The organism is Aquirufa sp. TARAVU-A1A, from assembly GCF_054558675.1.
Map to the genome: position 1 here is coordinate 1 of NZ_JBPXKP010000014.1, position 530 is coordinate 530.

The window sequence follows — 530 nt, forward strand, 5'->3', positions numbered from 1 at the left end:
GGTAGTGTTCGTATTGGGGGTGTTTTGGATGTGAGTGGACCGGATAATTCATCTTCGCAGAATTCGCCACGCGCGGGTAATGTGAGTATGGTAGTGGGGGGTGATTTGTTGGTGAGTGGCAGTGGTCAGGTCTTGAGTAAGGGTTGGCGGAATGTGGTAGTTGGTCCGAATTATAATGGAGGAGTAGGAGGAAGCCAGAGTTATGTGGTGAGTGGAGGAATTGAAATGGTCTTGGGTAGTGTGTTGAGTAGTGTAGGAGGCGGAGCCGATCGGAGTGTTGGTTATTCGACGACGGGCGGATCGGGCGGTAATATTAGTTTGAGTGCGGTGAATGGGGTGTTGTTGCGAGGCAGTATTCAGAGTGGAGGAGGTAGTGGTTACCGAGGCGGTTCAGGTGGAAGTTTGAGTGTGAGTAGTAGTGGTAGTTATGTGGATTACAGTGGTGTAATGAGCAGTGTTGGCGGGGATGCGTATACGGCTTCGGGTTATCCGGCTGGCAATGGGGGTACTATTAGCATCTCGGGTTTTGG

General features: G+C 51.3%; 1 protein-coding gene. It reads left to right on the forward strand.

Going from position 1 to position 530, the window contains the following annotated elements; translation table 11 throughout:
* Positions 1-530, forward strand: a 530-nt coding sequence (locus tag V7S75_RS12045; RefSeq protein WP_459514229.1) for a hypothetical protein, incomplete at both ends; no start/stop codon positions are given.